The sequence below is a fragment of the Francisella salina genome, from assembly GCF_000219045.1.
Taxonomy (GTDB): domain Bacteria; phylum Pseudomonadota; class Gammaproteobacteria; order Francisellales; family Francisellaceae; genus Francisella; species Francisella salimarina.
Window position 1 is genome coordinate 931880 of sequence record NC_015696.1, and the last position, 22576, is coordinate 954455.

The window sequence follows — 22576 nt, forward strand, 5'->3', positions numbered from 1 at the left end:
TGAAAAATATAGTATTATGTAGGAATATTAGGGGATGGCCTCCGATCTTATTATAAGTAATCAACTTGTACTCTCATAATGTTCCTATCTCATAAATTTTATATACAAAAGAGAATTAGTGTATGAAAAAACCTAGCTTTAATATTGTAGTAATTGCGATCATAACTATTATGGGTATGGATCTTATTGATACAACTGTTATGAATAATATCTTACCTAAGATAGCAGAAAGCCTTCATACTACACCTGAATTTCTAAAGACGGGTATTAGTATTTATATGATTGTTATGGGTATGTTTCTGCCTCTTAGTTCATGGATGGCTGAGAAGATTGGCTTTAGATATACATTAATGTTTGCAGCATCTGGTTTTGGATTATTTTCATTGCTATCTGGATTAGCGATGACTGATACTCAGCTTTTTGCATTTAGAGCAATTCAGGGCTTATTTGCAGCATTTTCAGCGCCTGTAGCAATGCTTGCTTACTTAAAGCTTTCGGAGAATATGCTTGAGGGAACGGCTTCATTATCTAACTATACTTTGATAATGGCCATATCAGGACAGATTATGGGAGGTATTTTTGCATCTATATCACCAGAGTCATGGCGTTTGGCATTTGTGATGCAAGTGCCATTTGCCTGCTTTGCAGTTGTAGCTATATACAAATATTTCCCCAAACAAATATTAAATAATCAAAAGCAGAGAATCGACTTTGTTGGTCTTTGTCTGTTAGGTTTTTCAATATCAGCACTTTTTGTGCTAAGTGAGATTCTCTTAAAAGAGATTGACTTGTCAATTAAGATATATATTGCGATATGTGTAGTTGTATCGATATCTTTATATGCGATTACATACAAAAAAATTAGAAATCCAATAATTGATTTAAGTATCTTTAGTAATAAAAATTTTACGATAGCCTTTGTTTCAAATTTTTTGTGTAGACTAACAACTTACTGGGTGTTTTTTGCTTGGCCTGTTGTCTTATATCATCTTAGCCATTTGAATACTATATACATATCTATTATGTCCGTATGTTTGATGATTGGTACTATTTTTTCTAAAAAAACTGCTAAACATATAGTTTATTTCTATGGTTATAGAATATGTATGGTGTTAGGTTTGCTAGGTGTATCTTCAGTGATGTTAATCTCAATTTTGTTTGATATTCACTATAATTATATTACATTCTGTGCAGTCGCTATGGGGTATGGATTTGTGTTGGGTTTATATCAGACATCATCAAATGCAGTAATGTATACTGTAGCGGATAAAAATAAGTTAGATAGTGTCAATACACTCAAAAGTTCAGGAAATATGATTTCATCGGCATTTGCCCTAACTATATTTACTATAACTTATGACTTATATTATAGATATGATATTAGTCATCATTGGTTAAGTAGATTCCTAAATGTCTTTACGCAAACATATTATCATGTGGTTGTTACAGCAGCATTAGCTCAGATTATTTTAGTAGTATGGATAATTTTGAGAATGGATAATATAAAGGAGAATACACTTTGATTCTCTTATTTCTTCTTCGCTTTGATATGAACAACAGAAGTCGGATTGTGGAGTAATTTACCGTTTTTTACGCCTCTAATTGTGCCTACAGCCGCTGTAGTCCATGCAAATAATAGAACAACAAAAGAACTTATTGCTGCAAACTGAAAGAAGGTTAAACCTGTATGTAGAGATAGTTGTGTAGTACCTGTAACACATGTACCAACCGGGAATGTAAATGCCCACCATGTTAATGCAAATGGCATCTTTCTTTGTAATGCTCTTAAAGTAAGCAAAGTAGCTATGAAGAACCACAGCATAGCAAATCCCCAAACTGGTACACCATAAAGAATAGCCATGACATTCATACCTGTCGCAATAGGCTCACTAATTGTAAACACAGCTGCAGTACCCAAACATCCTGCAGCTGTAATTGATTGACCTAATGGACCTAGTATAATCCATAATGTCGGGACTCTTGCACTACCTGAAGTGCCAGAGTGAGCTAAGCGATTCCAAATTAGAGTTATAATAATAAGTGAAGCTATCAGACTAAGACCAAAGCAAGCATACATACCATAGAGCAATGTTTGCTGTGCTTCGCCATGTTGCATATATTTAAGGAACATTGAGCCAATAGTTGCCGATACCATTGGTGGGACAACAGGCATTAGCCAGCCACCAAATGCAGCATCTGCATGTACCTCATTGTATGTAAATAAACGATATGGGATAACAACAGCAGTAATAATACCACTAATAGTACCAATCCAAAAAAGTGGCCATGCAATATCTAGAGCTAACTGTTGACCAAAAAGGTTAGGTCATAGTAGCAATGTACCACCAGCTATGGTCAAAAAAGCCATAGGGTGAGCACCAAAAAATTGCGACATTACTGGATCATTGAATTGACGTTTGATAATTTGTGGTTTAGTTATTGTTTGGTAACTTTTAAAAATAGTCATAAAGATAAGCATAGCAAATGCAATAAGCCAAATAATAGTTGCAAAACCTGTTAAACTCTTCCCAATAAGAGGTAGTCCGACAGCAGCATTTGCGATAATGCCAGTACCCATTACTGAGGCAAACCAGTTGGGCCCCATTTCTTTTTGTAACTCAATTTGTTTATCTGTAGACATAACTCTCCTAATATTAATTAAAAATCAGCTAATTTTGTTTTTAGTGATATGATAATAGTTTTAAAAGTTAAAATGTGTAATCCAAATTTAAAAATCTCTTTTAATTAACTGTTAAATTACTATTTAATTGTAGTCTTATATCTATAAACTTACAATTTAAAAGTCTCTTGTGATTGGTCTTGATCATAAAACAAATATAGCTTGTCAGATGTGTTTGATTAGGTATGGGAATAAGATAGAACTTGGAAAATAAGAAGTAAGATGTCTCTTTTATCTTTAAATTGTTATAATACCTCACATCATTTGATAAATTATAAAACTGTTTTATGATAGTAGATTCGCATTGTCATCTAAATTATTTGAAACTAGAAAACATAAGCCTCGAGCAGGTTATTAATAATGCAAAAAGTGCTGGTGTTGAAAAAATTGTTTCAATAGCTGTTGCATGGGATGAAATTGCTGATATAGAGAGAATTACAGAAAATTTTAATAATATTTACCATTCTGTAGGAGTTCATCCTAGTGAGCTTGATACATATCAGCCAACTGTGGATGATATAATAGCGCGCTCGCTACATGATAAATGTGTTGCTATCGGTGAGACTGGTTTAGACTACTACTATAATGGTAGTGACACTAGAGAAGCTCAATTAGAAAAGTTTGTAAATCACATGCAAGCAGCAAATGAAGTAAATAAACCAGTCATAATACATACTAGATCTGCAAAACAAGATACCTTGGATATACTAAAAAGCGAAAACGTAGAGAAATGTGGAGGTATACTGCATTGTTTTACGGAAGATTATGATATGGCTAAAAAAGCTATTGATATGGGTATGTATATATCATTTTCTGGTATCTTAACCTTCAAAAATGCAAAGGATATTCAAGAAACTGCCAAAAGGTTGCCATTAGATAGAATATTGATTGAAACGGATGCACCTTATCTAACCCCAGTACCTTTGCGCGGTAAACCAAACTATCCAAAGTATGTTAAATATGTGGCTCAGTTTTTGGCGGATCTTAAAGAAATATCTTATGATGTGGTTGCTAAGCAAACCTACAAAAATACCTGTGAGATTTTTAAATTTTAGTTTTGTAAATTCTTTTAAGGCGCACTTTTGTGTTACTATGAATTAATACCTTATAGTTTTTTATTTTTTATGAATAGATTTTTTTGTTGCTTTCTGATTTTACTGTTGAGTTTAGGGTATCTTCAGGCAAATACACTTAATAAAGATGGGCAGCTAAATCAAAAAATATCACAGATTAATTTATTTGCAGAGTCTATTTATAACTCCAAAGAATCTAACAATGAGCAAACACTATCGTATCAAAGAAGTAAGCTTCTTAAAGACAGATCTTTTATAAGTAAGCATATTGCTGAACTAAATACTCGACTTGAAAGAGTTGATAGTATTCTGAGATTTATTGATGGCAAATATCAAAATGAGCAGTTTTCGGAGTTTATAAATGAGAGAGTTGAAAATAACAAATACCTAAATGTTAAGCTAAAAGAGTATACTCGAAAGAGGGCGTTGATATTAAACGAGCTAGTACTTTTGAAAGAGGTACATCTGAACATAGAAAATGCCCTAAAACATATATCAAGTATAAGAACATATTTGCGCAATCAATTTAGGTTTGAAAAGAATAATGTTCTTTGGGAGCCACAAGCATGGTATTTTGCATTTCATACATTCTGGGATAATATTACTCAAGTAATTAAAGATATTGTGTTTTTCCTTACTCTATTGGGAATGTATTTTTTTTCAAAGACAGTTTTCTCTCTCGATAAGTGTTTGTTTCAGAACCCTAAATTGAAGACAAAAAAGAAACTATTTAAGGCAACTCGTAAGCTTAATGGTATTTATTTCTTACTTTTTAGTGCAGTGTTGTATCCGTTGGTTGTTCTTGGTATAGGGCATTTATTTAGGTATTTAGAAATAATTTCATCGGATACTTATTATGTTATGACCATAGTATCCCAAGTTGTTGGTATTTATGCTTTTTTGATATTTATTTTAGAAAATTTTGCACAGATCTACATATCTAAGTTATTAAAGACTTTGTTTATAATTGCTTATTCTACTTTTGGTATGATTATGTACATATTCAGATCAAACTTAGTCAGCTTTACAAGAGGTAGCTTGACGTCAATACTCTCTAGAGAGGAGGCATTAATTTTGGTCTTCTTTTTTATGTTGGTAATGTTGATACCAATAGTATGTATTTTTATAAAACTAGGTAAGGTTACAACTTCTAATAAGTCAGATATAAGAGTGGTACATTTAGTTAAATACTTCATGTTGGGAACATTGTTGTTTAGTATCTTAATGATGACTCTTGGAGGTTATCCAAATTTTGGGATGTCTGCAGGGTTTGATATGTATCAGATTTTATATGGATCATTATATATTTATGTTTTTTATAAAGTATCTGTAATTATTGTTGATATGTTGATGTGTAATAAAACTAGAGTAGTAGTTATTCGTAGTCTTGCTGAGACAGCTATCGGCGGGGTTAAGCGAGCTGGAGTAAGGTATTGGATAAAAAATTTAATATTTATTCTCTCTATAGTAATGTTTTTGATTATTTTGCCTTTATGTTTAAATATCCAGTCTGAGAGATTAGAAGATATATGGAATACTTTTTTTTATGAAGGTGGTGATATTTTAGGATTACAATTAATTCCACTTATTACACTAATGAAGTCAATATTAGTCATTATAGTTGCATTTTTTATCTATAGGTTTATTATTCTAGTCGCTAATAAAAGAGTATTTCCATATACAAACATGGACCTGGGGACTCGTGAAGCAATTTTATCGATTATTAAATACATTTTTGTAGTTATTGCAATTTTCTTGTTTATTAAGTCTTTAGGAATAAGTAATACAGCTATTACATTTATTATTTCTGGTTTGTCAGTGGGTCTCGGTTTTGCCATGCAAGATTTAGTTAAAAATTTCTTTGCAGGTTTAGTTATGCTTATCGAAAGACCTGTAAAAATAGGTGACTGGGTTAATGTTAATAATGAGATCGGAGTTGTTAAAAAAATTAGTATTAGAGCGACAGAGGTTTTGACTTTTGATAATAATTCATTAATAGTTCCTAATAATGTCATGATAACTAATGTGGTTTCTAATGAGACATTAGATCCTACATCTAGATTAGTCTTACCTTTAAGAATTTCTTATGCTCAACCCCCCCAAAGAGTTATAGAAGTTTGTAAACAAGTTGTGGAATCAGAAAAAAGAATATTTAAAACCCCAGCTCCTGAATTTTTACTAACCAGCTATGATGAGTATAGTATGGAGATAGCAGTTAGAGCATATTGTCTTAGAACTGTGAAGATATATTTATTGAGTGATTTGAGGCTTAAGATACTAGATGCTTTAAAAGATAATAATATAAGGATTGAGTATCCTAAGCTTGATATATACATAAAAGATACTGATAAATAAGGTTATTTAGTCGATAAAAAATATAAAAACTTAGGATCATAAATATAAAATTTGATGAAAAAAGATAGTGATAAACTTAATTTGTATAATATTGACCCCATAATCTCTGAAAAAGAGGTTTTTATAGATCTCTTTAAAGATAATAGTATTCATATAGAAAAGATTGTATCTTATGGACAGGTTACGCCTATAGATGAACCGTATATCCAGAGTCATGATGAGTGGGTTGTTGTTCTTAAGGGTATGGCAAAGCTTAGGTTAGATAATAATGATTATATTTTGGATGAAGGAGAGCATTTATTTATCCCTAAAAATACTAAGCATTGGGTTACATGTACAGAAAATCCGACCGTTTGGCTCGCGTTACACTTATTGATATAGTAGGATGAATTTATTTATTGAGAAAATATTTTACTCGCTTTACTGAATCCTCTATTTGAGGAGGTATTATGCCAGTGAAATTAATTTGTATATTTTCCTTAGCTAATTCTTCTTTTAATGTTTTGATAAAAATACCATTACCGGCTACTTCTTGGTCGTCAGCCCAAGTAGTTTCAACACCACATGTTGGAGACATATTTACACCAAGAATCCCAACAATTTCAAAATTATACGCTTTATACTGTTTTAACTGGAGTATGACGTGTTTAGCTAAATCTATACAAAGTTGCTTTTGATTTGTCATAAGTTTTGAAACTCTTGTCTTTTCACTCTTAATATCATCAGCAGTAGTATCTTTAACACACTGTCTATCAATCCCTAGTCCTAATAACTCTGGACAAGGCATCTGTACAATCCCAACTCCAGAATTTATTATTTCTCCCATTACTAAAGGAAGTGCGCCAGGTCTAGATGCGAGATGATCTAATTTTACATTTTGATTTAATAAGCAGTGTGACATGAAGAGTATTCTTTTGCTTCTGTTATCTGTATCAAACATAGATATTAATCCCTTAGAAGTATTGTGAGAGTAAGTTGGTCTAATTTGTATTTATTTAGCAGTATTGCAACCAAATATATTGTAATATTGAGTTAGTCTATCTTATATGATTATAGTTTGTAAATGGTTGAATTTTTTTCCGAGCATTTTTATATTTTATGTCTATTTGTTGTATCTATGGGTTTTTTGGCAAGTTTCATTGATGCTATAGCTGGAGGTGGGGGGTTGATAAGTATACCAGCTCTAAGTATGACAGGTTTGCCAATTGTAACAGTACTAGGTACAAATAAGTTTCAAGCTAGTATTGGTACAGCCATGGCGGTGTTGAAATATTATAAAAGTGGTTTGATTAACATCAAAACAGTTCTAAGAGGACTTATTGCAGGATTTATTGGTGCTTGTTTGGGCACTATATTAACCTTGGTTATTCATAATGATTTTATGAATACTTTGGTTCCGATTCTTTTGATAGTTGTTTTTATCTTTAGTATTTTGAATAAAAACTTAGGTGTTAATCAAGGTAAAAAAAGAATGTCAGAGGTGACTTTTTTTACAATATTTGGTTTTATACTGGGTGCTTATGATGGCTTTTTTGGTCCCGGAACAGGTAATTTTTGGATTATTGCTATAGTTTATTTTCTTGGTTATACATTTTTACAGGCATCAGGATACGCGAAAGTTCTTAATCTAAAAAGTAATCTATTTTCTTTAGCTGTATTTGCTTTATCTGGTCAGGTAAATATAGCATTTGGATTGTTAATGGCTGTTGGTAGTTTCTTTGGTGGGATTGTTGGTTCGAGAATGGTTATACTTAAAGGTTCAAAATTAGTGCGACCAATATTTATAGTAGTTGTTGGTTTTAGTATATTGATGATGCTATTTTAGAATTTTTCACATTAATGGTTTGTAATATCTCTATTATTTATTTCAGGAACTTCAAAAAAACACCTATTAAATGATTAATATTAAATTATAATATATGATTGATATGCTTAATTGTTTAAGTGTTTAAATTTAATATAAAATATAAAGGAGTTATTAATGAGAAAAAATATTCTAAAGAAAGTGGCTGTAGCTAGTATATTATTTGTACCATTTCTAGGATGTGCGGCTGCAAATTTCGAAGTGCAAGTCAGTGATGGTCTTGCTGATGAATTATACTTTGGTAATGCTTCGTCAATAGATCCAAACTGTAAGGTTCTAAGTATCTCTAGTAAGCAAAAAGTAGTAGTATCATGTGATGGTTTGGGTCAAGCTACTTTCCCTGTGATTTCAGTAAATGAAGATAGAGAAGTGGCAGTGATTAAGATGAATAATCCTTGGTATGCTTCGGCATCTACATCTTTAATAATTGATGAGACAAATGAGAGTTCTAAGTGCGATATGGATGGTAACTGTACCAGTACGCCAGTTAACGATTATTACCTTTTAGCTCAAGGTTTAGATGGCAGTAGACCTGATTATGCGGATGAAAACGCTATTATTAAGCTGAGAAAATTATAATTTTTTATTTCTAGAGTTTGTCTTATAAGTTTCCAAAAAAAAATTCTGAAGTGCTATAATATGCAGATATTTTTCTAAATAATTAATTATTATGGACAATCAAAACGCGTTAGAAATAAAAAATCTTACCAAAGTTTATAAGGGTGGCTTAAAGGCGGTTGATGATATTAGTTTTGAGGTGAAAAAAGGAGATTTTTTTGCTCTTTTAGGACCTAATGGAGCCGGTAAATCAACAACTCTAGGAATGATATCATCACTTGTAAACAAAACTTCAGGGCAAATAAAAATTTTTGGATATGATATCGATAAAGATTATATCCAAGCGAGAAAGCATCTAGGTGTAATGGCTCAAGAGATTAATCTAAATATCTTTGAGAAGCCAATGGATATCCTTGTTACCCAAGCAGGCTTTTTTGGCATCTCTAAAAAAGAAGCGATCCCTTATGCAGAAGAGTTACTAAAAAAAGTAGACCTTTATGATAAAAGAAATACTCAGGTTAGATTTCTATCTGGAGGTATGAAAAGAAGATTAATGGTTGTTCGAGCTCTTATACATAAACCTAAGCTTCTTATACTTGATGAGCCAACGGCTGGTGTTGATGTCGAGCTTAGAAATTCGCTGTGGGAGATGATTTCAGAGTTTCACAAAGAAGGTTTGACAATTATTCTTACAACACATTATTTAGAAGAAGCTGAGTCAATGTGTAAACATATAGCACTAATTCATAAAGGTAAATTATGTGTCAATACTGATATGAAGACTTTTTTAAAGTCAGCCGATAAGCATACTTATATTTTTGATCTTAAAGAAAAGTGTCAGCATGATTTGAAACTAGATCTTGGTGAAGTCAAGCGAATAGATGATTATACAATTGAAGTTGAAGTTACTAAGGGGGTTGTACTTAATAATATATTTGCAGAATTAACGAGCAAATATAGTTTAGATGTTTTAGATGTGCGATCAAAAGAAGCAAAATTAGAGAAGCTATTTATAGAAGTAGCAAGAAATAAGTAGGTGAATTTATGAGTTTAAGAGATTTTTGGATAACATATATCACAATTTTGGATCGTGAGTGTAAAAGAGTTTTTAGAATTTGGCCACAAACATTACTACCGTCAGTTATAACGATAATTTTATATTTTTTGATATTTGGTAAGGTTGTAGGCTCACGTATAGGTATGATGGATGACGGTATTACTTATATGCAGTATATTACACCTGGCTTGATAATAATGGCAGTGATTCAGAACTCTTACGGTAATGTAGTAAGTTCTTTTTTTGGAATTCGCTTTAGTAAAGCTATAGAAGAACTATTAGTATCACCTGTTAGTAATCATGTGATTGTGCTTGGATATATCTCTGGTGGAATCTTTAGAGGCTTTTTGGTTGGTATATTTGTTAGTATTGCAGCATTCTTGTTAGGTGGTTTCAGTGCTATACATAATTTACCTCTTGTCTTGGCTGGGTTTGTTTTTTGTGGAGCATTATTTTCACTTGGTGGACTGATAAATGCAATATTTTCACAAAAGTTTGATGATACTACGATATTCCCTACATTTATTCTGACTCCACTAATATATCTAGGAGGAGTATTCTATAACATAAACAATCTTACAGGATTTTGGCACTTCATCTCATCATGTAACCCATTATTTTATATAGTTGATTTTGTGAGATTTGGATTTTTGGGAGTTTCTACAGTTAATCCATATTATGCATTTGGAGCAATAGTGATTTTTACATTTATTTTGTATTATGCTTGTTGGTATTTGTTAGATAAAGGTATTAGATTAAAAGCTTAAAAGAGAATTATTTTTCAGATCTGTGGACTTCACGCACTATATATAACGGACGATGTTTTGTTTCTATAAATATTCTGCCAATATAACTTCCTAACATTCCTATACCAATCATCTGTAATCCACTAAAGAATAGTATAAAAGTTATTAGAGATGGGTAGCCGGGAACATCTATGCCAAAAATAAGAGATTTTAATATAAAGAATGAGCCGTACAAAAAGCTCATAAAAGCAACAAAAACACCAATATAAGACCATATTTCTAATGGTGCACGGCTGAAGCTTGTAATACCATCTATAGAGAATTTAAATAGTTTCCAGTAGTTCCATTTAGTCTGTCCAGCAACTCTTTCTTCTCTAGCATGGTAGACAATTTTTTCCTTGAAGCCTATCCATGTAAGAAGACCTTTGTTAAAACGTACTTTCTCCTTTAGCTCAAGAAAAGCATTAATTGCTGCTCTATTCAATAACCTGTAGTCTCCAGCATTAGGAGTAAGTTTAGTTTCACTAATCTTGTTCATGACTGTATAGAAAAGTCCAGCAGTGTGTTTCTTGGTTGAAGTGTCTGTGTCACGATTTTCTCTAACGGCGGTTACAACCTCATAGCCATTTAGCCAGTGCTCAACCATCTCTAGAATAAGTTCGGGTGGATCTTGTAGATCTGCATCAATAGAAATAGCAGCATCACCTTTACAGTTGGCAAAACCGGCGAATAATGCAGCTTCTTTACCAAAGTTACGAGATAAATCAACTATAGCAATTTCTGGAATACTTTTTTGTTTTTCTAGAAGAAGCTCTAAGGTGTTATCATTACTTCCATCATTTATAAATACTAGTTCATAATTAGTCGGCAGTTGATTTAAAATTGGCATTAATCTATTAAAAAGGTGATCAATACCTTCTGATTCATCTTTTACAGGTATAATTATACTCGTAAGTTTATTCACTTTGTCCATCTGTTCAATCGAAATTTACTAATCTTATACTTTATTTTAAATATATTAACAGATTTGAGCAACTTATATTTGATGGCTATTGTACGTTAACCTATTAGTATTATAAATATTGGGTTAAAGATTTTCGGTGCTAGTAGGTATTTTGGTATAATCACAGTTAATGTCAGTTTAAATATATGAGTATGATCTATAAATATAGTAGAGTTGCTATTATCGGTAAGCATTATAAAGAAGAAGTAAGTCAAACAGTAGAGATCCTATATGCTTATTTACAGCAACAAAATCTAGATGTGGTGGTAGAGGATGAAACTGCATCTGATACGACTTTGGAAAATATTACAACCGCAAGCTTAAAAGAGATAGCTTTGGTATGTGATGTTGCTATCGTTGTTGGTGGAGATGGTAATTTTCTTAAAGCATCTAGGGTTTTAGCATTATATAGCAATATTCCTGTTATTGGTGTAAATAAGGGTAAGCTTGGCTTTTTAACAACTCTTGCTGCAGATAATAATGCCTTAAGAAGAGACCTTGATGCTATATTAAAAGGGGACAGTTCAGTTACTAAAATGAGTATGCTGAAATGTCGTGTTGATGATAATTTACGTGCACCTCTAGAGGCGTCTATCGCATTAAATGAAATTGCTATAACTTCTAGTAGGGGGTTGATGTTTGGTTTGAAGGTATATATAGATGGTCGATATGCTTTTGATCAAAGAGGTGATGGACTTATTGTTGCTACACCAACAGGCTCAACAGCACATGCAATGTCAGCCGGTGGACCTATTTTGAATCCTAATCAAAGTAGTGTGGTTTTGGTGCCAGTATGCTCTCATTCATTAAATAGTAGACCTTTGGTTATATCAGATACAAGTGTTATAGATATTTACATAACAGATTACAATGACCCAGAACCTGTTTTAAGCATTGATGGTAGACATGATACTATTTTAAGATCACATCAGAAAGTAACTATTCAAAAAGCACAGAAAAAAGTCACTGTCTTGCATACTAAAGATTATAATTATTATGATACTCTAAGAGAAAAGTTAGGTTGGAGTAAAGTTCTATTCTAAAAAAGCTCAATTAATATAATTACTACAAAAATAGTTATAAAAATAGCAGACACAAATTCAATTTTTTTGATGTTTCTAAAGAACACTTGCCTAAGTTTATTATTACCAAAGAAAGTAGCAACAATTGCGAACCAAATAAATGTACTTAGAGCTATAGCAATCCAGACAGCAATTTTGCCAAAGCTTGGAAGTTGAGCAACTAAACTAAGCATCGAGCTAAAGAAAACCAGTACCTTAGCATTAGCAAGATTTGTAAAAGCACCGTTCAAGAAAAGTTTAATGTTAGTAGGCTTATCAAAATTATCAAGGTTTTTTATATGCTCATTTGCATTAGGGTTTAATTGTTGTTTTGTAAAAATATTCTTGTATAAGTTATATGCTATGTACGCAAGATAAATGACACCTAGAAGTATTAATGCTTTGAACAGTAATGGCTGTTTATAAAGGAGGAATGAACCAAACCAGTAGACTATAAAAGTATTTAGAAGAATTCCACTAGCAACGCCAAATGCGGTATATATTCCTGATCTATGTCCAAATTTGATAGAGTTGCTTATAGTTACAAAGAAGTCAGGACCAGGTAATATAAGACAACTTACTTGTAAAGCTAGAATTGTTAAAAAGATTAGCACAGTTATACTCTTATTTTTGTTTTACTTGCGATAGAATAGTAGTAATAAAATTGCAATAAATCTAGAAAAATGAGTGATAATTCTAAAGAAAATTTACGCCAGATAAAAAGTTATGTCCAAAGAGCTGGCAGAGTGACAAAAAAGCAGCAACAAGCCCTTGATGATTATGCATCTAAATATATGGTTGAATATGATCAAAATAAAAGTTTAGACTTCTCTGAAATCTTTAAAAATTCTAATGATGTAGTATTAGAGATAGGTTTTGGAATGGGTGGATCATTGGTGCAAATGGCTCTAGAAAATCCTAAAAAAAATTATTTAGGGATTGAAGTTCACAAAGCAGGAGTTGGTAATATTCTCTATGAAATTGAGCATCAAAACATATCTAATCTTTTAGTTATGAGTCATGATGCTGTAGAAATATTAGAAAATATGATATCTGATGATTCTTTGTCAGGAATGCAGATATATTTTCCAGATCCATGGCATAAGAAAAAGCATAATAAACGAAGATTAGTGAATCAATCAAATGTTGATTTATTTGCTAAAAAACTCAAAATAGGTGGTGTGTTTCATTATGCTAGTGATTGGTTACCATACGCAGAGGAAGTTTTAGAACTTCTTGAAAATGATGATAAATACAAAAATCTATATGATGGATTCGCACCGCGACCAAAATGGCGACCTTTGACAAAATTTGAAAAGCGAGGTCAGAACCTCGATCATCCAATATCAGATATTCTTTTTGAAAAGATTTAGGGATAAAAAGTGAAAACAGCTAGATATAAAAGAGGGTTCATAAAAGCTAGTGAGTATAACAGCAAACTCCATTTTGATAATATTTTTTGTCCAGATTGTGGCAAAGCTAAACTAAAAATAGTACGTAAAGCTGATCAAGAACCATACTTTGCTTTTGTGGCAGACCAAAAACATGATGAGCTCTGTCCAAGGGTTGCTAAGCCAATTCAAGATGAAAAAATTAAAGAATTAGTTTTAAGTGATTCAAAAAAAGACATGAGTAAGTTGAATTTTTTAGTAAATAAGAATTTAGAAAAATGTATAAATCTTGTTACTAAACTAGAGAATGATGGCAAGCTTAACAAAGAAGAAGAGCTTAATCTGATGCCACAAAAGAAGCAGCAACTTACGGAAAATCGTATTAGAGAGTATTCAAGACAAGATATTTTAACTATTAATATCCTTGATTTAGGCTCTATCGATACTAATGTACTTAACAACAAACACTGCTTGATCTATGGTATCGCGGGGATTACATTATCTGATATTGGAGAAAGTAAAAAATTGTTTTTTAAGGCAGATCAAGACTCTAGGTTTTCAATATTTGTGGTACCTAGTCAGATTAAGTATCTTGATTTTGATAAAGGTAAGAGAGCAAAGTTTGCAGTATTTGGTAAGTTTAAAAAATCTGGTAAATTTCTAAATTTAGAAATTCGTTCAACGCGTGATCTAGTTATTGGAGATTAGGGTATGCACGTAAAAATAAGATATGAAACTTTAAAGGATCAAGAACAGATATATAACCTAATATCTGAAGCATTTGATACCAAAGATGAAGAGAGATTAGTTAGACTTTTACATACTGACCATCAAAGTCTAATATCTTTAGTTGCTGAGACTGATAACGGCAATATAATAGGTCAAGCAATTCTTTCAAAAATGACAACGGAAAAATCTACTAATCTAAAAATATATGGATTGGCTCCAATGTCTGTCGTACCTGAATATCAACATAAGGGGATAGGTACTAAGCTTATAGAGATGATGATAAAAGAAGCTAGAGTAAATAGTATTGATGCAATATTTGTTTTAGGGCACCCTAGTTATTATCCAAAATTTGGTTTTAAGTCTACTACAACATATAAAATAAAGTGTGAATATGATGTGCCCGAAGATGTTTTTATGGTGTTAGATTTATCGAATAAATTGGATCAGTTAAAAGATCAGAAGGTTTATTATGCCGAAGAGTTTAGGAAAGTCTTTTAGAGGTTGTATAAGAAAATGGTTCAGTTATTTTATTGCTATTGAGCAAATGTTTTTTATTAGATATAGGGAGAAGTAGATGAAAATCCTCACAAATTGTAAAATATATAGTGGACTAGAAATATTGAATAATCATTCTGTTGTTATGAATGGCCAAACTATTCAAGATATAATCCATAATTCTAATATAAAGGATTATTCAGATTATGAAATTATAGACTTAAAAGGTGAGAATATTGCACCAGGATTCATTGACCTGCAAGTAAATGGTTTTGGAGGGTTTCTTCTAAATGATGATGTCAGTGAGGATTGTCTAAAAGGCATATTTGAGTCTTCAAAGAAATATGGGGCAACAACAGTGCTGCCAACATTGATTACAACTTCTGATGAAAATATCTTAAAAGCATTGAAATTGGTGAGGGATTATAAAGATAAATATCAATATAATATTCCAGGTCTTCATCTTGAGGGTCCCTATATTAGCAGAACTAAAAAAGGGGTTCATAATATTGATCATGTTAGAGGACCTGATTCTAAAATTATAGATACAATAATAGAATACGCTGATTGTGTGAAAATTCTGACCCTGGCTCCAGAAGTTTGTGATTCATCTACTATCAAGAAACTAGCTAATGCTGGAATAACTGTTTCTTTAGGTCATACAAATGCAACTTATGAAGAAGCATTTAATGGCATTGAATCAGGTATAACCATGGCAACACATTTGTATAATGCTATGAGTGGATATCAAGGTAGAAATCCTGGTGCTATAGGTGCAGTCCTAAACTCATCAAATGTATATGCTGGAATCATCGCTGATGGGTTTCACTTAGATTATTCATCATTAGAAGTTGCTAAGAAGTTACTCAAAGAGAAATTAATTCTTGTAACAGATGCAGCAGCTCCGGCAGGTACAGATATGGAAGAATTTGTCTTTGAGGGCGCGGTTGTCTATCACAAAAATGGTAAGCTAACTACAGCTGATGGGACTTTGGGTGGATCTGCTTTGACAATGATGGGTGCGGTTAAAAATACAGTTGAGAATACTTTTATACCTCTTGATGAGGCACTAAGAATGGCGTCTACTTATGCAGCAGAATCGATTAATTTAGGGAATTTATTAGGGAAGATAAAGTCCGGATATATAGCGAACTTGGTTATATTTGATAATAGTTACAATATTTCAAAGGTAGTTGATAAAGGTGAGATTAGTACTTATGGCTAATAAGAAATCTAAAATTTTTTTAAAATAATTGACTTCTCAATTTCATATAAATATAATTACAGTGTTTGTCTATTTGGTTAGATAATTCAATTAGGCCCGGTGCTTATCTGCTGGTTATATAATCCTCATTGACCCGAATGGATTTATTTAGTTTAAATAACGATAAATCAACGAGAGGATAATAATTATGAAAACAATATATCGTGCAAGTATCTTTACATTCAACAAAAATGCAACGCTTCAGTCACTATTAGGTCATAAGGTTGACAACTTATTTTCTGATTCAAAAGACTATACATTTCTAAGAGATGGTGCAGTTGTTGTAGAAGATGGTTTGATAACTGAGGTTAACGATTTTCATAAGATTAACATAGGTGATAATGATAAGTTGATAGACTACTCTGGTAAATTAATTATGCCAGGACTTATCGATACACATATGCATACAACTCAAACAAAAGCTGTAGGTGCCTATGGGGAGAAGCTTTTAGAGTGGTTAGATGGATATATTTTTCCAAGTGAAGCTAGTTTTAACAGTAGCTCTTTAGCTCATAAGGAGTTTGATATACTTTTCAAAGAATTATTTAAGAGTGGAACTACAACTATATGTGGATACGCTCCAAGTGCTTATGACGGTACAGATATAGTTTTTGAAATAGCTCAAAAATATAATATGAGAGTAGTGCTTGGAAATACTATTATGACTCAAGGTAATAAAGAAATAATTACAGATGCTCAAACCAGTATGAAAATCTCTGAGAAGCTTTGTAATAAGTGGCATAATAGAGGACGTGCTAGTTACGCTCTTACCCCAAGATTTGCTCTTAGCTGTGATGATGAAACTCTTAACTTATGCAAAGAGTTCATGCAATCGCATAAAGATGTTTATGTACAAACACATTTAAGCGAAAATTTAAATGAAATCAAAGATACTTTAGCGATGTATCCAAATGCTACTGATTATCTAAATGTTTATGAGAACTATTCATTAATTACGGATAAAACTATTTTAGGACACTGTATCCACTTGTCAGATAGTGAATGGAATAGAATGAAAGATCAAGGTGTTGTTATAGCAAGTTGCCCAACTAGTAATAACTTCCTTGGCAGCGGTCATTTTGACTACAAAACGGCCATTGAAAAAGATATCAAGCTAACATTAGCTACTGACTGGGCAGCAGGTAATACTCTAAGTATGCTTCGTGTAATGGATGATGCTTATAAGGCTGCATTATTAAATTCCTATAAACTTGAAACTTTGGTACGCCTGTTCTCTTCTACTCTAGGTAGTGCAAAAGCGCTAGGTTTAGGCGATAAAATTGGCAGCTTAGAAAAAGGTAAAGAAGCTGATTTTATAGTTATCAATACTGACAATAATTCTCTACTTAAATATAGACTTGAATCTGCATATAATCTTCAAGACTACTTATTCTCAGTTATTTCTTTAGGAGATGATCGTTTAATTGATGCTACATATATATATGGAAGCAAAGTTCATTAATTACGATTATTAACTAATTCACATTACAAAACGTTAAATCAATAATTATAAATAGTGTAGTATCTTATTTGTAGATGGCATATTTTTAATTATTGGTTTGTAGGTTTGTACCTAAGGAGAATATCTATGAGAGCTATAAATTATACGCGTTGGGCTATTACAGAGTTGTTTTTTACAATGAGTGTTTTTTCAGCTGTATTATTTGGGACTTATGCGTTATCAATAAGATTGGATAATCATTTGACAGATACTAATCTGTCAATATTATCAGGAGTTTTTTTTGTAGTATTTGCTCTTTCTCAAGTGTGTGCTGGGGTATTAATAAATAAGTTATCACCTAAATTATTGCTTAGTAGTTCAGCATTTGTATCTGCTTTGGGCGCATTTTTGTTTGCACACACTACCGTATTTGAGCTACTGGTAGTTGCAAGGATAATGCTTGGTTTGGGTTTGGGGTGTACATTTGTAGGAGTGCTTTATGTTGTGCAGACTAATTTTTCAGATCATCAATTTGCATTTTTTTCATCCTTGAGTCAGAGTATTGCTAATATTTTTGCAGGTATGTTGGCACTATTTGCAGGTAAGGCTTTGAGTCAATATTCATATACTTATGTTTTTGATATTCTTGCAGTAATGTTTATTATCTGTACTATTGGTCTTAGTATCTTGTTACCTCATAAGACAAGAACTACGAGTGACAGTGATCTACAACAACCAGTAATATCTAGAATATGGAGTATTCTTTCAAAACGAAATTTTTGGTTAGCATCATTTTACTTTACAGGTTTGTTTGGATCAATTTTGACATTTGCAGATCTATATAATGTCACCTATGAAATGAAGGTGTTTGGTGTACCTCATGATACAGCTATCATGATGAATGGTTTGGTACCAATAGGAGTTGCAACAGGAGGAATTATTGCTGGATTTTTGGTATCAAGATACCAAAATAATAGACTTACAGCTATATGTTTTAGTTTGATTACACTCATTTTTCTTTTTTTAATTATGTATATAAGATGGCCAAATAGAAGTTTTGGATTTGAAATGGCTTTCTTGTTTAATTTTCTATATGGTGTTGGGTGTGGAGGAGCTATGCTAGCATTCCAAGAAATTCAGCTACTGTTCAAAGAGTTTTCAATAAGACCATTAGCTAATTCATTAGTGCTAACATTTGCTTATCTATTTAATGGAATGATTATACAACCATTGACGGGATATATCATTGGTGAAACAAGAGTTGTGCACTATTTTAACCAATCTTCGCCTTATTCAAGATGGCTATATGATACTAGTATTCATAATGAATGGCATAAGTTTAATAGTGGTTTACTTATTATCGTATTGATAATAGTAATTAGTTTCGTAAGTAGTATTTTCTTTACCAAGAAAAAATCAAGCTAATTATTTTCTATATGCTGAATTATATTATTGATTACTAAATTAGAATTTGCTAATATTTGTAGTTAGAAATTAACAAACATTGATCATAACTATGGATTTGATACAAATGAAAGATAATGCAAGCAAAGCTTCGTCTTTATTAAGAGCAATATCTCATGAATCTAGACTTTTGATACTTTGTTTATTACTAAGACATGAAATGAGTGTTGGGCAGTTAGCAGAGTTTTCTGATCTTAGCCAGTCGGCATTTTCTCAGCATTTGTCTGTTTTGAGGAAGGAGGGACTTGTTAAAACTAGGAAAGAATCACAAACAGTTTTTTATAGTTTAAATGACCCTGCAGTAACTAAAATATTAGAAGCGTTATATGGCATATATTGTGGTGATGATAACAATTAAAAAATTTGAATAAAATATTAGTAATAACTAAATTAGAAGTAGCTTAATAATATAAAGGAGAGCAAATATGAGTAAAGTAAAAAATATTTCAGTTAAAGACTTTTTGGAATTACAAAAAAAAGAAAAAGTAAAATTAATAGATATCAGAACAACAGGTGAACATAACAGAGAGTGTATTGATTGTGCTGAAAATATAACAGTTGATGAAATATATGATGCAGATATTAAACCTGATGAGATTGTAGTACTTCACTGTCAGTCTGGTAACAGAACTAATCAGGCAGCAACTAAAGTAAAAGATCTAAATGCAAAAGCAGTATATTTGTTAGAAGGTGGCTTGAATGCTTGGAAACAACACAAACAACCCACAAAAAAAAATGTTAAAGAACCTCTACCAATAATGCGTCAAGTACAAATAATAGTTGGTTTTATGGTTCTGTTAGGTGTAGTACTTTCGTTTACAGTATCACAATACTTCGCAATTTTGAGTGGATTCTTTGGTGCAGGACTTTTATTTGCTGGGTTAACAGGCACATGTGGTTTAGCAGTTATGTTAGAATTTTTACCATATAATAAAAGAAAATAACACTTTATATAATATTTCTAGAGGAGCTCAGTAATGGCTAAAAAATATCTCATAATTGGTGGTGTTGCTGCAGGTGCATCAGCAGCTGCAAGACTAAGAAGGCTTGATGATAAAGCAGAGATAGTAATGTTTGAAAAAGGACCACACGTATCATTTTCTAACTGTGGTCTACCTTATCATTTAGGTGGGCATATCGAACCAGCTGAAAAATTAATCTTAATGACGCCTGAAAAGTTTGATACAAGATATAATATTGAGGCTCGTACAAATTCGGAAGTTGTTAGTGTTGATAAATCAAACAAAACTGTAACTGTTATAAACCACATAACTGGAGAAGAGTATACTGAAAGCTATGATAAGCTAGTGTTAGCTGTAGGTGCTAAGCCGATAGTTCCTCCTTTTAAGGGTCTTGAGACAATCAATCACTTCATATTAAGAAATGTTGTCGATGTCAAAAAAATCCATAAAGCTGTTTTTGATAGTGAAAAATCTGTCAAAGACGTGACAGTTATAGGAGCAGGCTTCATTGGTATTGAGGTTGCAGAAAATCTTAAAGAAAGAGGCTTTAATGTAACTATAGTTGAGATGGCTAACCAAATTATGCGTCCGTTTGATTATGAAATGGTTAAGTATCTAGAAAAAGAGTTATTAGATCATGATATAAACTTGATGCTATCTGAGAAAGTAGTTGGTTTTGAATCTGATAAGGTTCTGCTTGAATCAGGTAAAGAAGTTAAGTCAGATTTAGTGGTTTTAGCTATTGGTGTGGCACCAGATACTGCATTTCTAAAAAATGTAGGTATTGAGCTAGCTAAAAGTGGCCATATACTTGTTAATGAGAATTATCAAACATCAGATAAAGATATTTATGCAGCAGGTGATGCTATATTGGTTAAAAATGCTCTTACAGGTCAAGATTTTAATTTGCCGTTAGCAGGACCAGCTAATAAGCAAGGTCGCTTAATTGCAGATCATATAAATGGTAGAAAAATTGTAAACAAAGGTTATATTGCTTCATCAATCATTCAGATATTTGACTATACTGGCGCAGCAACAGGCTTAAACGAAGCTTGGATTAAGTTTCATAATTTAGATATCGATTATCAGGTAGCATATACAGCACCATTTGATAGAGTAAGTATCATGCCTAATGCTCAAAATGTATTTACAAAAATATTGTTTGAGAGTAACACAGGTAAACTTCTAGGTGCTCAGACAATTGGTAAAGGTATAGTTGATAAGAGGGCGGATGTGTTTGCAACAGCTATCAAAGCGGGTATGACAGTAGAAGATCTTCAAGATCTTGAGTTATGTTATGCTCCTCCATATTCAACAGGTAAAGATGTAGTTAACCATACTGGTTATGTTGCTAATAATCTTTTAAATGGAGATTTTAAACAGGTTTTATTTACTGATGTTGAAAAGCTTTTAGCTGAGAATGCTCAAATTATTGATGTTAGAGAATTTGGTGAGATATCTAAGGGTATGTTAGCAGGTGCTAAAAATATACCAATGTCTGAGATTAGAAATAGATTGTCAGAGCTTGATAAAACTAAGCCGGTATATGTACATTGTCAGTCAGGTCAAAGATCATATAATGTAACTCTAATGTTACAACATCATGGCTATGATGTTTATAATATTGCAGGTGGTTATGCTATGATTTCTAATTATTATGGCACTATTGAGCGTATTACAGGCGAGCGTCGTATTTCAATAACTCAAACAAACTAGAACAGATAATATATCTAGGAGGAACTATGATTTTTAGACAACTAATTGATAGAGATACTTATACCTATACTTATATTTTAGGTTGTGAGCAAACTAGGGAAACTATAATAATAGATCCTGTAAGATTTAACGTTGAGCAGTATTTAAAATTATTGAAAGAACTTGATCTTAAATTGATTTATGCTGTAGATACGCATGTTCATGCAGATCATGTGACGGCGGCAGGTATCCTAAGGAAAGAAACAGGCTGTGATATAGTACTAGGTGGTGAGAGTGCTGCTCAATGTGCTACTAAAAAAGTATTTGATGGAGATATACTAACATTTGGTAATTATCAGATTAAGGCAATATATACACCAGGTCATACAGATGACTCTTACTGTTTTATAACAGAGAATATGCTTTTCACTGGAGATACCTTGCTAATTAGAGGTTCGGGTAGAACTGATTTTCAAAATGGTGATTCTTATGCTGCATATGAGAGTATTATGACTAAACTTATGACTTTACCAGGTAGTACAATTATTTATCCAGGTCATGATTATAATGGTGTTACTAGTAGTAGTGTTGCAGAGGAAAAGAGAAATAATCCAAGACTACAAGTAAACTCGCCAGAAGAGTATGCTAAGATCATGGATGATTTAAAATTACCTCCACCAAATTATATAGATATTGCAGTTCCAGCCAACCTAAAATGTGGTATAGAAGAAGAGTAAT

22 protein-coding genes and 1 pseudogene are annotated in these 22576 nt (G+C 32.1%); 19 read left to right on the top strand and 4 right to left on the bottom strand.

Annotation, left to right across the window (positions count from 1 at the left end; genetic code table 11):
• Positions 1-122: 122 nt before the first annotated feature.
• Positions 123-1523 (top strand): MFS transporter, encoded by a 1401-nt coding sequence (locus tag F7308_RS04515; RefSeq protein ID WP_013922672.1) that lies wholly within the window; start codon positions 123-125, stop codon positions 1521-1523.
• Between the two features lie 5 nt (positions 1524-1528).
• Here F7308_RS04515 and F7308_RS04520 read toward each other — a convergent pair.
• A pseudogene (locus F7308_RS04520) lies at positions 1529-2641 on the bottom strand (TDT family transporter).
• A 326-nt stretch (positions 2642-2967) separates the two neighbouring features.
• On the opposite strand from F7308_RS04520, the gene F7308_RS04525 reads away from it, so the two are divergent.
• The 3 genes from F7308_RS04525 to F7308_RS04535 all read left to right on the top strand — a co-directional run bounded on the left by F7308_RS04525 (position 2968) and on the right by F7308_RS04535 (position 6489).
• Positions 2968-3735, top strand: coding sequence for a TatD family hydrolase (locus F7308_RS04525; protein ID WP_013922675.1), 768 nt, complete (start codon positions 2968-2970; stop codon positions 3733-3735).
• Between the two features lie 69 nt (positions 3736-3804).
• A complete protein-coding gene (locus F7308_RS04530) occupies positions 3805-6108 on the top strand; it encodes a mechanosensitive ion channel family protein (RefSeq protein WP_041263679.1) in 2304 nt (767 codons plus the stop codon).
• Positions 6109-6162: 54 nt separating this feature from the next.
• Positions 6163-6489, top strand: a complete 327-nt coding sequence (locus F7308_RS04535) for a cupin domain-containing protein (RefSeq protein WP_013922677.1) — start codon at positions 6163-6165, stop codon at positions 6487-6489.
• 10 nt (positions 6490-6499) lie between these two features.
• On the opposite strand, the gene F7308_RS04540 is transcribed toward F7308_RS04535, so the two are convergent.
• Entirely contained in the window at positions 6500-7048 is a 549-nt protein-coding gene (locus F7308_RS04540) for a CD3072 family TudS-related putative desulfidase (RefSeq protein WP_013922678.1), read from the bottom strand.
• Between the two features lie 123 nt (positions 7049-7171).
• Here F7308_RS04540 and F7308_RS04545 point away from each other — a divergent pair, with 123 nt between their 5' ends.
• The 4 genes from F7308_RS04545 to F7308_RS04560 all read left to right on the top strand — a co-directional run bounded on the left by F7308_RS04545 (position 7172) and on the right by F7308_RS04560 (position 10354).
• A complete protein-coding gene (locus tag F7308_RS04545; protein WP_041263683.1) occupies positions 7172-7933 on the top strand; it encodes a TSUP family transporter in 762 nt (253 codons plus the stop codon).
• A gap of 156 nt (positions 7934-8089) precedes the next feature.
• Entirely contained in the window at positions 8090-8551 is a 462-nt protein-coding gene (locus tag F7308_RS04550; RefSeq protein WP_013922680.1) for a hypothetical protein, read from the top strand.
• Positions 8552-8642: 91 nt separating this feature from the next.
• Positions 8643-9566, top strand: a complete 924-nt coding sequence (locus F7308_RS04555) for an ABC transporter ATP-binding protein (RefSeq protein ID WP_013922681.1) — start codon at positions 8643-8645, stop codon at positions 9564-9566.
• A gap of 8 nt (positions 9567-9574) precedes the next feature.
• Positions 9575-10354 (top strand): ABC transporter permease, encoded by a 780-nt coding sequence (locus tag F7308_RS04560; protein ID WP_013922682.1) that lies wholly within the window; start codon positions 9575-9577, stop codon positions 10352-10354.
• A 7-nt stretch (positions 10355-10361) separates the two neighbouring features.
• On the opposite strand, the gene F7308_RS04565 is transcribed toward F7308_RS04560, so the two are convergent.
• Complete coding sequence (locus F7308_RS04565; RefSeq protein WP_013922683.1) at positions 10362-11306, bottom strand: glycosyltransferase family 2 protein; 945 nt, start codon at positions 11304-11306, stop codon at positions 10362-10364.
• A 182-nt stretch (positions 11307-11488) separates the two neighbouring features.
• Between F7308_RS04565 and F7308_RS04570 the strand changes: the two genes are divergently transcribed.
• Positions 11489-12379, top strand: a complete 891-nt coding sequence (locus tag F7308_RS04570) for an NAD(+)/NADH kinase (RefSeq protein WP_041263912.1) — start codon at positions 11489-11491, stop codon at positions 12377-12379.
• Here F7308_RS04570 and F7308_RS04575 read toward each other — a convergent pair.
• Positions 12376-13011 carry a LysE family translocator gene (locus tag F7308_RS04575; protein ID WP_013922685.1) on the bottom strand — a complete coding sequence of 212 codons (636 nt, stop codon included), beginning with the start codon at positions 13009-13011 and terminating at the stop codon, positions 12376-12378. The genes F7308_RS04570 and F7308_RS04575 overlap by 4 nt on opposite strands.
• A 69-nt stretch (positions 13012-13080) precedes the next feature.
• Between F7308_RS04575 and trmB the strand changes: the two genes are divergently transcribed.
• The 10 genes from trmB (at position 13081) to F7308_RS04625 (ending at position 22575) form a co-directional block, all read left to right on the top strand.
• The gene (gene trmB / locus F7308_RS04580) at positions 13081-13770 is read left to right on the top strand and encodes a tRNA (guanosine(46)-N7)-methyltransferase TrmB (RefSeq protein ID WP_013922686.1); all 690 of its coding nucleotides are present in this window, start codon (positions 13081-13083) and stop codon (positions 13768-13770) included.
• 9 nt (positions 13771-13779) lie between these two features.
• Positions 13780-14496 (top strand): hypothetical protein, encoded by a 717-nt coding sequence (locus F7308_RS04585; protein ID WP_013922687.1) that lies wholly within the window; start codon positions 13780-13782, stop codon positions 14494-14496.
• Between the two features lie 3 nt (positions 14497-14499).
• Positions 14500-15015 (top strand): GNAT family N-acetyltransferase, encoded by a 516-nt coding sequence (locus tag F7308_RS04590; RefSeq protein WP_013922688.1) that lies wholly within the window; start codon positions 14500-14502, stop codon positions 15013-15015.
• A gap of 76 nt (positions 15016-15091) precedes the next feature.
• Complete coding sequence (nagA, locus tag F7308_RS04595; protein ID WP_013922689.1) at positions 15092-16237, top strand: N-acetylglucosamine-6-phosphate deacetylase; 1146 nt, start codon at positions 15092-15094, stop codon at positions 16235-16237.
• Positions 16238-16424: 187 nt separating this feature from the next.
• The gene (gene guaD, locus F7308_RS04600; RefSeq protein ID WP_013922690.1) at positions 16425-17738 is read left to right on the top strand and encodes a guanine deaminase; all 1314 of its coding nucleotides are present in this window, start codon (positions 16425-16427) and stop codon (positions 17736-17738) included.
• Positions 17739-17864: 126 nt separating this feature from the next.
• Positions 17865-19142, top strand: a complete 1278-nt coding sequence (locus F7308_RS04605; RefSeq protein ID WP_013922691.1) for an MFS transporter — start codon at positions 17865-17867, stop codon at positions 19140-19142.
• A 91-nt stretch (positions 19143-19233) separates the two neighbouring features.
• The gene (locus F7308_RS04610) at positions 19234-19539 is read left to right on the top strand and encodes an ArsR/SmtB family transcription factor (protein ID WP_041263685.1); all 306 of its coding nucleotides are present in this window, start codon (positions 19234-19236) and stop codon (positions 19537-19539) included.
• 67 nt (positions 19540-19606) lie between these two features.
• Entirely contained in the window at positions 19607-20125 is a 519-nt protein-coding gene (locus F7308_RS04615; protein WP_013922693.1) for a rhodanese-like domain-containing protein, read from the top strand.
• Between the two features lie 33 nt (positions 20126-20158).
• The gene (locus F7308_RS04620) at positions 20159-21859 is read left to right on the top strand and encodes an FAD-dependent oxidoreductase (RefSeq protein WP_013922694.1); all 1701 of its coding nucleotides are present in this window, start codon (positions 20159-20161) and stop codon (positions 21857-21859) included.
• 26 nt (positions 21860-21885) lie between these two features.
• The gene (locus F7308_RS04625; RefSeq protein ID WP_013922695.1) at positions 21886-22575 is read left to right on the top strand and encodes an MBL fold metallo-hydrolase; all 690 of its coding nucleotides are present in this window, start codon (positions 21886-21888) and stop codon (positions 22573-22575) included.
• Position 22576: the final 1 nt, after the last annotated feature.